At 45.9% G+C, this 15234-nt stretch carries 11 protein-coding genes and 1 tRNA gene; all 12 read right to left on the reverse strand.

From position 1 onward, the window contains the following. Nucleotides 1–99: 99 nt before the first annotated feature. Complete coding sequence (locus QFZ51_RS29900) at nt 100–1098, reverse strand: glycerophosphodiester phosphodiesterase (protein WP_429051139.1); 999 nt, start codon at nt 1096–1098, stop codon at nt 100–102. A gap of 132 nt (nt 1099–1230) precedes the next feature. Next, on the reverse strand, nt 1231–1923 hold the full coding sequence (locus QFZ51_RS29905) for a DUF4397 domain-containing protein (RefSeq protein WP_429051141.1): 693 nt from the start codon (nt 1921–1923) through the stop codon (nt 1231–1233). 98 nt (nt 1924–2021) lie between these two features. Beyond that, a complete protein-coding gene (rpoC, locus tag QFZ51_RS29910; protein WP_429051143.1) occupies nt 2022–6320 on the reverse strand; it encodes a DNA-directed RNA polymerase subunit beta' in 4299 nt (1432 codons plus the stop codon). Nucleotides 6321–6441: 121 nt separating this feature from the next. Beyond that, nucleotides 6442–10251 carry a DNA-directed RNA polymerase subunit beta gene (rpoB, locus tag QFZ51_RS29915; RefSeq protein ID WP_370912182.1) on the reverse strand — a complete coding sequence of 1270 codons (3810 nt, stop codon included), beginning with the start codon at nt 10249–10251 and terminating at the stop codon, nt 6442–6444. 218 nt (nt 10252–10469) lie between these two features. Beyond that, nucleotides 10470–10841: a 50S ribosomal protein L7/L12 gene (gene rplL, locus QFZ51_RS29920; protein ID WP_370912181.1), complete on the reverse strand. Its 372-nt coding sequence runs from the start codon at nt 10839–10841 to the stop codon at nt 10470–10472. A 96-nt stretch (nt 10842–10937) separates the two neighbouring features. Then, nucleotides 10938–11465, reverse strand: a complete 528-nt coding sequence (gene rplJ, locus QFZ51_RS29925) for a 50S ribosomal protein L10 (protein WP_079470669.1) — start codon at nt 11463–11465, stop codon at nt 10938–10940. Between the two features lie 58 nt (nt 11466–11523). Continuing rightward, the gene (gene rplA, locus QFZ51_RS29930; RefSeq protein WP_089902929.1) at nt 11524–12213 is read right to left on the reverse strand and encodes a 50S ribosomal protein L1; all 690 of its coding nucleotides are present in this window, start codon (nt 12211–12213) and stop codon (nt 11524–11526) included. A gap of 44 nt (nt 12214–12257) precedes the next feature. Continuing rightward, a complete protein-coding gene (rplK, locus tag QFZ51_RS29935) occupies nt 12258–12701 on the reverse strand; it encodes a 50S ribosomal protein L11 (protein WP_079470671.1) in 444 nt (147 codons plus the stop codon). A gap of 227 nt (nt 12702–12928) precedes the next feature. Continuing rightward, complete coding sequence (locus QFZ51_RS29940) at nt 12929–14116, reverse strand: transglutaminase domain-containing protein (RefSeq protein ID WP_429051146.1); 1188 nt, start codon at nt 14114–14116, stop codon at nt 12929–12931. Between the two features lie 89 nt (nt 14117–14205). Next, a complete protein-coding gene (gene nusG, locus QFZ51_RS29945; RefSeq protein WP_079470673.1) occupies nt 14206–14772 on the reverse strand; it encodes a transcription termination/antitermination protein NusG in 567 nt (188 codons plus the stop codon). Then, nucleotides 14773–14973 carry a preprotein translocase subunit SecE gene (secE, locus tag QFZ51_RS29950; protein ID WP_079470674.1) on the reverse strand — a complete coding sequence of 67 codons (201 nt, stop codon included), beginning with the start codon at nt 14971–14973 and terminating at the stop codon, nt 14773–14775. It abuts the gene before it with no gap. 100 nt (nt 14974–15073) lie between these two features. After that, nucleotides 15074–15144 (reverse strand) — tRNA-Trp (locus QFZ51_RS29955). Between the last annotated feature and the right edge of the window lie 90 nt (nt 15145–15234).

The raw sequence follows: 15234 nt of genomic DNA on the forward strand, positions 1-15234 counted from the left end.
TTCTTTAAGTACATTTGAAAAATGGAACGGCTAAAATAAGGTTTTTAATGGATTTTCATATTCCCGTCCATTTTTTTAGCTAGGTTTTAACGAATATTATTACTTCACCTTCTCCAACAGGATCTCCGGCTCATTGGTGGTAATATAATCCACCCCGTTTTTTAATAAATCGTCCATTATTTCCGGATTATCTATCGTCCATGCATTGGTAGTTACTTTATGTTGCTTCGCAGTGGCAATGAGCTGCGGATCATTCCTGAATACCTGCTGATTGTAATCCAGTCCCCAGATACCATCGGCCTGCAACTGTGCGGGCGTTTTATCCCCATTCAGGTAAGCTATTTTAGCCGCGGGATCCAGCTCCTTTATTTTTTTGCAGATATTGTAGTCAAAGCTGATGTAGAACATCCACGCCTGGGCCTTCTTAGCCTGCACCATCGCTACTGCTTTAGTGGCCAGCAAATCGCCCCTGCCGGTACGGGAGGGCTTCAACTCCAGCACGAGCCGTGTACGGTGTTGTTCCTGGATCACATCAATAAACTCCTCCAATGTGGGAACCCGGTCGCCGTTTTTCAGCTGAACTGTTTGCAAATCCGCCAGCGTACTCTCTTCCACCTTCTTTCCCCCTATCTCCGGATCATGTGAAATTACCAGTTCATTATCTGACGATAACCACACATCAAATTCTGATCCTTCACAACCAAGCTTTATCGCATCTTTCAGGGAAGTAAGGCTATTCTGGCTGCCCGCCTGATGCTTCCATGCACCGCGGTGGGCCACTACTTTATTGCGGATAAAGTCATCCGCTACCAGCAGGAATTCAGCGGTGTCAGCCCCTGCTTTAATGCGGACCGGATACTTAAAATCACCTTCTTTGCTTACGGCAGCTTTCTTTTTCAGTTTCAATTCATGGCCGCTGATTGTAAATAACCCGGACCTGTCCTCCAGCAAGGTAGCCGCTGATAACTGCCCGTTCCTGTCATAGATTTTACCAATTACCGCGTTCTTTTGCTGAACGGGAATCGTATAGGCATCAAGGTAAGGAGCGCTGGCTTGCTGCGCCGCTGCTGCTGTACCTATCAAGGTTATTCCTGCCATCAGAAATATTTTTTTGCAATTGTTCATGTGGTCCGCGTTTGTGGCTAAAATAGCGCGCAATTTATTCATTTTCACCCCCTGGATGGAAAAACACGACGTTAAATTACTATAAAGCTTTAAGATGCGACTGCTTTAATTATGCTGTATCAGCAACACATTGAACCTGGCAGGATCCAGCGGATAACCGTTGCTGATAAGCGTATACACTTTACCGGCCTGGGTAGCCATGTCGAAGGTTTTCAACACTTTGGAGGAATCAATCCAGCGGAAATTGATCTTGTAATGGGCGCTGTCGCCGTAAAGCGGCGCAAATGCAGTTTGTGCAGGAAATGTCAACCCCCTGAAGAAGCGGGGAAACGTATCGGAATAAACATCAATGCCAAGCGGTGTACGGTTTGGCCTGAATGCCTGGGCAAAATTAATCACCCTGAATTTAGACATCCCTGCAGCCGGTGCACTCAGGTCATCTTCGGTAGTGATCAGTATTTGATTGCCTGCACTGTCGGCGCCTACATAAGCAGAATAAAAACGGTTGTTACGCAGAAAGATCTGCCCCTGGTATACGGCCACGCCAGGCTGCCTGGTGTTGGTAATAATCAGGTTGTATTTCTGGGCCCGGAAAGACTTATATCCCGTATTGGTTCCATAGCCTATATTGCTGGCAACAGTGAAGGTATCCAGCATCACATTAAACTGATCATTGCCAGGCGCTGCGTTTACAAACAAAAAGTTACCGTGGGTATCAGGTACCGCACTGTCACTGTTTTTCTTACAGGCGCCCAGTATCAACAACAATATTAAAACAGGAATGATCAGGTGTTTCATGAAATCCGCTTCTTTTTACGCACTCAAATGTAGTAATATTAAAACAAAAAGCGCCTGCCTTTGGGGCAAGCGCTTCCTGTTTTAATATCTGTGTAATACTATTCTTCTTCGTCAAACTGGAACACTTCCTTAGAAGAAGCCAGGATGTCGTATTCTTCCTTGGAACCTACGATCATGTTTTCAAACTCACGTAAACCAGTACCGGCAGGGATCAGGTGACCTGTGATCACATTCTCCTTCAGACCCATCATATCATCGGTTTTACCGTTGATAGCAGCCTGTGATAATACCTTCGTGGTTTCCTGGAACGAAGCAGCAGAGATCCAGCTACGGGTACCGAGGGATGCCTTGGTAATACCCTGCAGGAGCGGACTGGAAGTAGCCGGCTGTGCATCACGGAATTCTACCAGTTTTTTATCTGCACGACGCAACAGGGAGTTTTCTTCACGAACCTGGCGCAGTGTTACTATCTGACCTGCTTTCAGGTTAGCAGATTCACCGGCTTCCGTTACCACCTTCTTATCGAAGATCATATCGTTTTCTTCGAAGAAATCAAACCTGTCTTCTGTATCTCCTTCGAGGAAGCGGGTATCACCCGGATCTTCGATGTTTACTTTACGCATCATCTGGCGAACAATCACCTCGATGTGTTTATCATTGATCTTCACACCCTGTAAACGGTATACTTCCTGGATTTCATTTACCAGGTATTCCTGTACAGCAAACGGCCCTTTGATAGACAGGATGTCTGCAGGAGTAGTAGAACCATCGGAGAGTGAAGTACCGGCCTTCACAAAGTCACCGTCCTGTACCAGGATATGACGTGTTAACGGCACCAGGTATTTCTTCACCTGGCCTTCACGGCTTTCAATGATGATTTCGCGGTTACCACGTTTGATGTTACCAAAAGCTACCACACCGTCGATTTCAGAAACGATGGCAGGGTTGCTCGGGTTACGCGCTTCAAAGAGCTCAGTTACACGTGGCAGACCACCCGTGATATCTCGCAGTTTACCGATAATACGTGGGATCTTCACGATTACCTGACCGGCTCTCACCTTATCTCCTTCAGAGATAACAATGTGCGAACCTACCGGTAAGTTGTATGATTTCACCTCTTTATTACCATCTACCATGATAGATGGGATCTTATTCTTGTCTTTGGTTTCAATTACCACTTTCTCACGGTGACCGGTCTGTTCGTCTGCTTCTTCACGGAAGGTAATACCTTCAATGATGCTGTCGAAACGGATGGTACCCGGAATTTCAGACACGATAACGGCGTTGAACGGATCCCATGTGCAGAGCATATCACCTTTCACTACTTTCTGTCCGTCTTTCACTAACAGGGTAGAACCATAAGGAATGTTGTTGGTTACCAGCAGACGGTCATTTTTCACGTCCATGATACGCAACTCACCGGTACGACCGATAACGATCTGCACTTTTTCACCCTGGTTGTTTTCGTAAGTGGTAGTACGTAAGCCATCGAATTGAACGGTACCATCAAACTTAGCTGGCAAACCGGATTCAACGGAAGTAGAACCGGCAACACCACCCACGTGGAAGGTACGCAGTGTCAACTGTGTACCAGGCTCACCGATCGACTGTGCAGCGATGATACCCACGGCATCACCCTTCTGTGCAGTGTAACCGCTGGCCAGGTTTTTACCGTAACATTTCACGCACACACCCCGACGGCTTTCGCAAGTCAGTACAGAGCGGATCTCTACGGTTTCAATAGCACTTTCTTCAATTCTGTGTGCAATTTCTTCAGTGATCTCAGCACCGGCAGCAACAATCAGTTCCTCATCACTATGAGGATCAAATACGTCATGCAGGGAAGTACGTCCGAGGATACGGTCATACAGTGTTTCAATCACTTCTTCATTATCTTTCAATGCAGAAGTAGCAATACCACGGAGTGTACCACAATCTTCTTCATTAATTACCACATCCTGCGCAACGTCTACCAGACGACGGGTCAGGTAACCCGCATCCGCCGTTTTCAACGCCGTATCCGCAAGACCCTTACGGGCACCGTGCGTAGAGATGAAGTATTCCAATACGTTCAAACCATCTTTAAAGTTGGACAATACCGGGTTTTCGATGATCTCGGAACCGGTAGAACCACTCTTACGCGGCTTGGCCATCAGACCTCTGATACCAGCCAGCTGTTTGATCTGCTGCTTGGAACCACGCGCACCGGAATCCAACATCATGTATACAGAGTTGAATCCTTGCTTGTCTGTTGCCAGCTCACGGATCAGGGTTTCAGTCACCTTCGTATCCACACGTGACCAGATATCAATGATCTGGTTGTAGCGTTCGTTGTTGGTGATCAGACCCATGTTATAGTTATCCCAAACTTCTTCTACTTCACCGGCTGCACCATCAATCATGTCTTGCTTAACATCCGGAATGATCAGGTCATTAATGTTAAATGACAGACCACCGCGGAACGCCATGCGGAAACCTAATTGCTTGATGTCATCCAGGAACTTCGCAGTTTTTGGAATGTCTGTTGCTTTAATGATATCACCGATGATTTCACGCAGTGATTTCTTGGTCAGCAGGGCATTTACATAACCGGCTGCTTTAGGTACGTGCTGGTTAAACAGTACGCGGCCTACAGTAGTGTCGATCAGTTTTCTTTCCAGCTCACCGTTTGCATTTCTTACATCAGCTTTAACACGGATGTGAGCATGCAGATCGATACGGTCTTCGTTCAATGCGATGATTACTTCTTCAGCAGAGTAGAAAGCTTTACCTTCTCCTCTAACTACTACATCACCGATTGTTTTCTTACCCTTCGTGATATAATACAAACCAAGCACCATGTCCTGTGAAGGCAGGGTAATTGGCGTACCATTCTGCGGGTTAAGGATGTTATGGGAAGACAGCATCAGTAACTGGGCTTCCAGGATTGCAGCGTTGCTCAATGGAACGTGTACTGCCATCTGGTCACCATCGAAATCCGCGTTGAACGCAGAACATACGAGCGGGTGCAACTGAATCGCTTTACCTTCCACGAGTTTAGGCTGGAAAGCCTGTATGGACAAACGGTGCAGGGTTGGCGCACGGTTTAACATAACCGGGTGACCTTTCAGCACGTTTTCCAGGATATCCCAAACCACCGCTTCTTTACGATCTACCAGCTTCTTCGCTGATTTCACGGTTTTAACGATGCCTCTTTCAATCAGCTTACGGATAATAAACGGTTTGAATAACTCAGCCGCCATATCTTTCGGTAAACCACACTCATGCAGTTTCAGTTCAGGTCCTACCACGATAACAGAACGTCCGGAATAATCCACACGTTTACCGAGTAAGTTCTGACGGAAACGGCCTTGCTTACCTTTCAGTACGTCTGACAGTGATTTCAGTGCACGACCACCTTCCGCTTTCACCGCGTTGGATTTACGGGAGTTGTCGAACAGGGAATCCACCGCTTCCTGCAGCATACGTTTTTCGTTACGAAGGATCACCTCAGGCGCCTTAATTTCGATCAAACGTTTCAGACGGTTGTTACGGATAATTACCCTGCGGTAAAGGTCGTTCAGATCGGAAGACGCAAAACGGCCACCATCCAAAGGAACTAACGGACGCAGTTCCGGCGGCACCACAGGAATATATTGCATTACCATCCATTCAGGACGGTTTTCCACACGGCCATTAGCTTCACGGAAAGCTTCCACCACGCTCAAACGCTTCAGCGCTTCCGCTTTACGTTGCTGGGAAGTTTCAGTAGCAGCCTGGTTACGTAACTGGTAAGAAAGACTGTCCAGATCAATCCGGGCCAGCATCATTTCTACCGCTTCCGCACCCATTTTAGCAATAAACTTGTTAGGATCTTCATCCGGTAACAGCTGATTGTCTTTTGGTAAGGTGTCCAGGATATCCAGGTACTCTTCTTCAGTGAGCAAATCACCGTAGTTCATGCCTTTCTCCTGTTTCATGCCCGCCTGGATTACCACGTATCTTTCATAGTAAACGATGGTTTCCAGTTTCTTGGAACTCATTCCAAGCAGGTAACCAATCTTGTTAGGCAGGGATTTGAAATACCATATATGTACAACGGGTACCACTAAACGAATGTGACCCATTCTCTCACGACGTACTTTCTTCTCCGTTACCTCAACACCACAACGGTCACACACGATACCCTTATAACGGATACGTTTGTATTTTCCGCAATAACATTCGTAGTCCTTTACAGGCCCGAATATCCTTTCGCAGAATAAACCATCACGTTCCGGCTTGTAAGTACGGTAGTTGATGGTTTCAGGTTTCAGCACTTCACCGTATGAACGCTCCAGGATAACATCCGGAGAGGCCAGACTGATGGTAATGCTGTTAAAATTTGATTTAGGACGATTTTCTTTTTTGATAGCCATCTGTAATTAGCTTTTAGCTGTTAGCCGTTGGTGGTAAGCCAGCGACAAAAATTTTATTCCTGCGAAATATCCAAGCTATCAGCCACTGGCATCACTGCCAATGGCTGGTAGCTAAAAGCTCTTAGTCAAATTTCAGATCCAGACCCAGACCACGCAATTCATGGATCAATACATTGAAGGATTCAGGCACACCGGCTTTCGGTATGTTGTCTCCTTTCACGATAGATTCATATGCTTTGGCACGACCCACGATATCATCGGATTTAATTGTAAGCAGTTCCTGCAGGATGTTGGATGCACCATATGCTTCCAGTGCCCATACCTCCATCTCACCAAAACGCTGACCACCAAACTGGGCTTTACCACCCAGCGGCTGTTGGGTAATGAGACTGTACGGTCCGATTGAACGGGCGTGCATCTTATCATCCACCATGTGGCTCAGTTTAAGCATGTAGATAACACCTACGGTTGCTTTCTGGTGGAAACGGTCGCCCGTTTCACCATCATGCAGGTAAGCGTGACCAAAGCTAGGTAAGCCTGCTTCCTTGATATAATCAGCAATTTCGTCTGTAGTAGCACCATCAAAGATCGGAGTCGCAAAACGTACGCCCAGTTTCAGACCTGCCCAACCTAATACGGTTTCATAGATCTGTCCGAGGTTCATACGGGAAGGTACCCCGAGTGGGTTCAGTACGATATCCAGTGGTGTACCATCTTCCAGGAACGGCATGTCTTCATCACGCACAATCTTGGCTACGATACCCTTGTTACCGTGACGTCCCGCCATCTTATCACCCACTTTCAACTTACGCTTGCTGGCCAGGTAAACCTTTGCCAGTTTCAGTACGCCCGCTGGCAGCTCATCACCGATAGAGATGTTGAACTTCTCACGTTTGTAACGACCCAGCTCTTCGTTGAACTTGATGTTATAGTTATGCAGCAGGGTATTGATCTGATCGTTCACCACTTCGTCTGTTGTCCAGCCCAGCGGATTCACGTTCATGAAATCAATATTTACCAGGTTCTTCGGAGAGAACTTGGAACCCTTTGAGATCAACACTTCACCGTAAGTATTGGTAATACCCTGAGAGGTTTTATCCTTCAGTAATACCAGCAACTTGCTCATCAGCACTTCCAGCAGGTCTTCCGCATTCTTCTGGTGAATTTTCTCCAGTTTCTCGATAGCTGCTTTCTCGCGGGTTTTGGAATTTTTATCTTTCTTGGCGCGACTGAACAGTTTCTTATCAATCACCACACCTTCTGTTGACGGAGGCGCTTTCAATGAAGCATCTTTCGCATCAGAAGCCTTGTCACCAAAGATCGCTCTTAACAGCTTTTCTTCAGGAGAAGGATCAGATTCACCACGCGGAGTGATTTTACCGATCAGGATATCGCCTTCCTTGATGTGTGCACCAACACGGATGATACCGTTCTGGTCGAGGTCTTTTGTAGCCTCTTCACTTACGTTAGGAATATCCGGAGTCAGTTCTTCTTCACCCAGTTTGGTATCACGAACTTCCAGTTCATATTCATCAATGTGGATGGAAGTAAACAGATCCTCACGTGCAACACGCTCAGAAATTACGATCGCATCCTCAAAGTTGTAACCTTTCCATGGCATGAACGCCACCTTCAGGTTACGTCCCAGCGCCAGTTCACCACCACGGGTAGCATAACCTTCTGTTAAGAAGTCGCCATCCTTAACACGCTGACCTTTCTTAACGCAAGGTCTGAGGTTAATACAGGTGCTCTGGTTGGTTTTTACGAATTTGGTCAGTGTGTAAACGATCAGATCGTCTTCAAAGCTCACCAGTTTCTGCATTTCATCACGCTCGTAACGAACATGGATTTCATTTGCATCCACAAATTCGATCACACCATTACCATCTGCAGTAATCTGCAAACGGGAGTCACGCGCTGCCTTGCCTTCCAGGCCGGTACCTACAATAGGAACTTCCGGATTCAGCAGTGGCACGGCCTGACGTTGCATGTTTGATCCCATCAACGCACGGTTGGCATCATCATGCTCCAGGAACGGAATCAATGATGCACTCAAACCTACGATCTGGTTAGGCGCCACGTCCATGAATTCCACTTCTTCTCTGTCGAGGATCGGGAAGTCACCGGTTTCGCGGGATTTTACCTTATCATTTATAAAGTGTCCTTTGTCATCCAGTGGAGCGTTGGCCTGTGCAATCTTCACAGAATCTTCTTCCTCAGCGCTCAGGAACTCCACTTTATGCATGTCCACTTTACCATCTCTTACTTTGCGGTAAGGTGTTTCAATAAAGCCCATCTCATTCACCTTCGCGTGAACGCAAAGGGTGGAGATCAGACCAATGTTAGGACCTTCCGGTGTTTCAATCGTACACAAACGGCCATAGTGGCTATAGTGAACGTCACGCACCTCAAAGCCTGCTCTTTCACGACTCAAACCACCGGGTCCGAGAGCGGAAATACGGCGTTTGTGGGTGATTTCAGACAGCGGGTTCGTTTGATCCAGGAACTGTGACAACTGGGAAGTACCAAAGAAGGAGTTGATCACGGAAGACAGGGTCCTCGCATTGATCAGGTCTACCGGCGTAAATACTTCGTTATCACGTACGTTCATTCTTTCACGGATGGTACGTGCCATACGTGCAAGACCAACACCAAACTGAGCATATAACTGCTCGCCTACAGTACGTACACGGCGGTTAGACAGGTGATCGATATCATCGATTTCCGCCTTACCATTTGTGAGCTGTACCAGGTACTTGATGATGGAGATGATGTCGTCCTTCGTCAGCACTTTCATGTCTAACGGCGTAGGAAGACCTAATTTTCTGTTGATCTTGTAACGACCTACATCACCTAAATCGTAACGTTTGTCGGAGAAGAACAATTTATCAATAATACCCCTTGCTGTTTCATCATCCGGCGCATCCGCTCCGCGCAACTGGCGGTAGATGTGCTGAACGGCTTCCAGCTCAGAGTTAGATGTATCCTTGTTTAATGTATTGTAGATGATGGAGAAATCGCCACTCACCTCTTCCTTCTGAACAAATACGCTTTTCAATCCCATGTCTACAATGGTTTCGATATTCGCTTCATCCAGGATGCTATCGCGCTCCAGCATAATTTCATTACGCTCGATACTCACCACTTCACCGGTATCTTCATCCACAAAGTCTTCCACCCAGCTTCTTAAAACACGGGCAGCCAGCTTCTTGCCGGCATATTTATCAAGACTTTTTTTGTCTGCTTTTACTTCATCTGCCATGCCAAACAGCTGCAGAATATCTTTATCTGTTTCATAGCCGATGGCACGCAACAGGGTGGTAACCGGGAATTTCTTCTTACGGTCGATGTAAGCGTACATCACGTTGTTGATGTCCGTTGCAAACTCCATCCATGCGCCCTTGAACGGGATCACCCTTGCAGAGTAGATCTTGGTTCCGTTCGGATGTACAGATTGACCAAAGAAAACACCAGGTGAACGGTGCAGTTGGGATACAACAACACGCTCAGCACCATTAATAACGAAAGTACCTCTTGGAGTCATGTAAGGAATGTTACCTAAGAACACATCCTGGACAATCGTCTGGAAATCCACATGCTCCTCATCATTACAGCTGAGGCGGAGTTTCGCTTTCAACGGTACAGAATAAGTAAGCCCGCGCTCAATACACTCCTCGATCGTATAACGCGGCGGATCCACGAAATAATCAAGGAATTCCAGATTAAAGATATTTCTGGTATCCGTAATCGGGAAGTTCTCTTTAAATACTTTAAAAAGGCCTTCGTTGTTTCGCTTGTCTGGTGTGGTTTCTAATTGGAAGAAATCCTTGAAAGATTGGATTTGGATAGCCAACAGATCCGGTGTCTCAGTAACTTGTTTGATCTTTCCAAAATTTACTCTTTCGTTTGTTTGGGCTTTTTTTAGAGACATATTCGAAGTTAGCAGTTATATGACTTGTAAGAATTAGGGAAATTAAGATTTCTTTGCCAATACCATCCCAATTTATTTATGCCTTCTGCACGTGGTCAAAGTCACCTGTTAGTGATTCCCCGTTTTGACTCTCTGAAAAAGACACTTTCCCAAAGGGAATAAGGCCAAAAGTGCAAAAGCACTTTTGACCTTTAAAAGATGTATACTTAAGCAAAGAATTACTGAATCTCAACATCAGCACCAGCTTCGGTCAGCTTAGCTTTCAGGTCTTCTGCCTCAGCTTTGCTAACGCCTTCCTTGATGGATTTAGGCGCACCGTCAACCAGTTCTTTCGCTTCTTTCAGACCTAAGCCGGTCAGATCTTTAACGATCTTAACAACGTTCAGTTTGCTTGCACCTGCAGCTTTCAGTACAACGTTGAAGGCAGTTTTCTCTTCAACAGCAGCAGCTTCGCCACCACCAGCAGCAACTACAACTGCAGCAGCAGCTGGTTCGATGCCATACTCAGATTTGAGTACATCTGCGAGATCTTGTACTTCCTTAACAGTTAAACCTACTAATTGTTCAGCTAATGCTTTTACGTCTGCCATTTTATAATGTTTTAATGTAATGTTTGTAATGTTGTTGTTAATTATATTGTGACTTGGAAGCCAATTTTGAATGCGGGTAGCCAAAGGCCATCCACACTATTCTGCCGCAGGTGCTTCCACCCCAGCTTCTTCTTTCTTGCCTTTTTCCAGTAAAGCAGCAATAACGCGCTTTGCAGGAGATTGCAACAGACCGATAACTTCGCCGATAAGCTCGTTCTTCGTCTTGATGTTGGTTAAAGCAACCAGCTGGTTGTCGCCTACGAATACTTCGTCAGCAACAAATGCAGCTTTCAGTACTGGTTTTTCCAGTTTACCGTTCGCTTTACGGAATGCAGAGATGATCAGAGCCGGCTCTTTCGGGCTGTCAGAGAACATCAGGGCAGTTACACCATGCAGACTGTCAAACACACCTGCATATTTTTCGCTGTCCAGAGATTCCAAAGCCTTACGGATCAGGGTGTTCTTAGCCACCTTCATTTCCACCTGCTTGTCGAAGCACACTTTCCTCAGGTCATTCACCTGCGCTACCGTTAATGATTCGGTATTAGTGACATAAAAGTTGCTGTATTGAGAGAACTTACTTTTCAGCAGTTCGATCGCATCATTTTTTTGATCTTTATTCATATTATAACGTTTGTAGCAAGCCCCATCTTTGCAGATAACGGCTACAACTCGTGATCAATTAGTTTTGAACAGATTTAGTATCGATAACAATACCAGGACTCATGGTGCTAGCCATAGACAGACCTCTCAGGTAAGTACCTTTTGCAGTAGCCGGTTTCAGCTTGATGATAGCATTGATCAGCTCTAAAGAGTTCTGCTCAATTTTATCAGATGCGAAAGATACACGACCGATAGAAGCATGGATGATACCAGCCTTATCTACCTTGAAAGTGATTTTACCGCCTTTAACATCGTTCACTGCAGCTGCAACGTCGTTTGTAACAGTACCGGTCTTAGGGTTTGGCATCAGGTTACGAGGACCTAAAATCTTACCCAGTTTACCGATCTTCGGCATTACAGATGGAGTAGCTACGATTACATCTACATCAGTCCAGCCAGCTTCGATCTTCTGGATGAATTCATCCAGTCCAACGAAATCAGCACCTGCTTCTTTTGCAGCAGCTTCTTTATCAGGTGTGCAAAGCACTAACACCTTCTTAGTTTTACCAGTACCGTGTGGAAGCGTTACGGAACCACGGATAGCCTGGTCTGCTTTCTTAGGATCAACGCCTAAGCGGATATGTAAATCGACAGAGCTGTCGAATTTAGTACAGTTAATATCTTTAACTAAGCTGGAAGCCTCTTTCAGGCTGTAAACCTTATTTTTTTCGAGCTTAGCGTCAGCTACTTTTCTCTTTTTAGTTGCCATTTGTCAAAATGATTTTAAGATCCTGCCTCAACAGGGTGAAACAATTAGTTTTCCCAAGGGGCTTTACCATCAACAGTAATACCCATGCTACGAGCAGTACCAGCTACCATTTTCATAGCGCTGTTCAGCGTAAAGCAGTTCAGATCAGCCATCTTGTCTTGTGCAATAGCTTCTACCTGAGCCCAGGAAACTTTACCCACCTTGTTACGGTTAGGTTCTTTAGAACCACTCTGCAATTTAGCAGCTTCCAGCAGCTGTACAGGTGCCGGAGGAGTTTTAATTACGAAGTCGAAAGATTTGTCAGTGTAAACAGTCAGCAACACAGGCAATACTTTACCCATTTTATCCTGGGTACGGGCATTGAACTGTTTGCAGAACTCCATGATGTTCACACCTTTGGAACCCAGCGCGGGACCAATTGGAGGTGCAGGATTGGCCTGGCCGCCTTTCACCTGCAATTTCACGTACGTTGCGATTTCTTTTGCCATGTTTCTTAATTTAATTTGGTTAAACGTCCTCTGCCAAACAGAAGACTCCCAAAAGTAAAAGACTAAAAATAACCTTTTAAAGGGGATGCAAAGGTATATATTATTATGAAATTGTCAAAAAGTATTTGAAATTGGGCATCCTTTTTGCTCTGGATGGGATTTTTTTTACAAATCTATTGCATTTCCCGTAAAATTTCCTTACTCTCCGAAGCCGGCAAAGTTACAACTTATCTCCCACTTGCATATAACAATTCTTTCCGCTTCCCTTTCTCCGTCTTTATATACTTACCTACAAACAACTGCTCATTTCCCACCTTTTCCTTCATCCCGGTAACCGCCTGCTGCAATGCCGCTATATTAGCGCTCATCGCATCATCGTTACCTTCTAGCCCCGAAATTGCCTTCTCCGTCGCTGCCAGCTTCCCTGCTATCCCGTCGATCATCTTCCTCAATACCTCATCCTTTACTTCCGGTACAAACTCTCGGTTCTTAAAGTCCACATACTCATTATATAACCTCACTACGTCTGTGTAATCCCGGCTCACCCCGTTAAACTGATCCACCCGCCGGTTCCGCATCTCAATTTCCTGGTTGGCGGCCAGCACCTTTATCGACTGGTCCATCCAGTCCAGCTCCGTCATAATGAACGGATTGGCTGCTCCCCCAAACCGCCGGATCCTCGCAGCTGCATACTGTAACCGCTGCAGCCGCGATTGCCGGAACCAGTTATTCAGGGTATCGTTATAAGCAAAAACGGGGCGTTTGGCCGCAGCTGCAAAAGCCTGGCTGCCCAACTCATCATGACGCAGCGGAAACGGCAACATCTGCCACATCGGGTCGTAAGGCATGTGGGTTTTTACCGCTACCTGCGGCGCCGACTGGAACCACGTCCAGTTAGTCCGCTGGATAAAACGGCCGTTATCCACCACCCCGGCTCCCCAGGTGGGATCTGTTATCGTCCACTGACTTCCGTTCTTTACCACCACCCAGTCGTGCGAACCGGTTGGCAGCATTATATCGTTCTGTAATCCGTAACCCGTTACCACCACAGCAGTGATACCGGCCTCCCGGCATACCCGGGCATATAATACCGCATAATCAGTACTGAGTCCCTTGCGGGTACGCAACGTTTTCAACATCGCCGCTGCAGAATCCCGGTAACTGCTTACACGGTTTACATTCTCTGCATCATAGGCGATGTGCGTAGCCATCCAGTTAAACAAAGCACGTTGCAATGCCACACCGTTTCCTGTATGGGCTTTCAGCCATTTGGCCATTAGCTCGGGAGAAGTGGTGGCCTCTTCCGGGATGGAAATAATGGCCGCCGTTGCGGCCGGCTTAACAGATTTCCCGGACTGGGCGCCTGCAGCAGTAACCAGCAGGAGTCCGAGCATTACAGTAATCACTGACTTCATATCAATAGATATAGGAGCTATATTGGATAAACAAGAAAAAGCGTTCCGCATAAAACGGAACGCTTTTCAATAAAGAGTTATATAACTTACTAAGAAAGCTTTTCTACCTGCATAAAGTTCAGCTCTACCGGAGTAGCACGGCCAAAGATCTTTACAGTTACTTTCAGTTTTTTCTTGTCTTCAATTACTTCCTCAATCACACCATTGAAGTCGTTGAACGGACCATCAATAATCTTAATGGTTTCCCCAACAATGAAAGGCTCGCTCATGGTCAGTCCCTGATCGCTCAGTTCATCCACCTTACCTAACATCTTGTTTACTTCAGATTTACGGAGTGCGATAGGTTTTTCCTTTCCGAGAAAGTGGATAACACCGGATACGTTGCGTATTGCCTGTATTACTTCATCGGTCATCTTACCATCTACTGCTTCGATCATCACATATCCGGGATAGAAGTTCTTTTCGCGCATCACTTTTTTACCAGCCTGCACTTTATAAACTTTTTCTACCGGCAGGAAGATCTGGCTGATTACGTTACCCCAATCGGAGCGGCGTACTTCAATATCCAGGTATTCCTTCACTTTTTTTTCCTTGCCACTAACAACGCGGAGTACATACCACTTTGTTTCCTGAGCAGGAAGATTGGCTGCATCCATTTATTTAGCTTTGAAAATTTGGTAATAGTGAGTTAACACGAAGTTGGAAGCGGCATCCATACCCCAAACCAGCCCGGTAACAAATATTGTTGCTATCAGCACAATCATGGTAGAAGACTGGAGCTCTTGCCAGGTAGGCCAGGACACCTTGTAAACCAATTCATGATAAGACTCGCGGAAATAGTTTCTGATCTTATTCATTATATAAAGTTAACTATTTATGGTCAATTGTTTAAAGCCTAAAAATGGTTGACTTGTTTTCTTGTAACAACTCAACCATTTAATTATTTTCTAAACCTTGCACGGGTACTAGGATTCGAACCCAGATCAAAGGTTTTGGAGACCCGTATGCTACCGTTGCACCATACCCGTGTATAAAGCCATTAGCACTCAGCTTTCAGCGCCAGCAAATATATAAATAAATGTTGACATTTAACAGCCAAAGCTAATGGCTTTTAATAT

This window comes from Chitinophaga sp. W3I9, from assembly GCF_050434025.1.
Taxonomy (GTDB): Bacteria; Bacteroidota; Bacteroidia; order Chitinophagales; family Chitinophagaceae; genus Chitinophaga.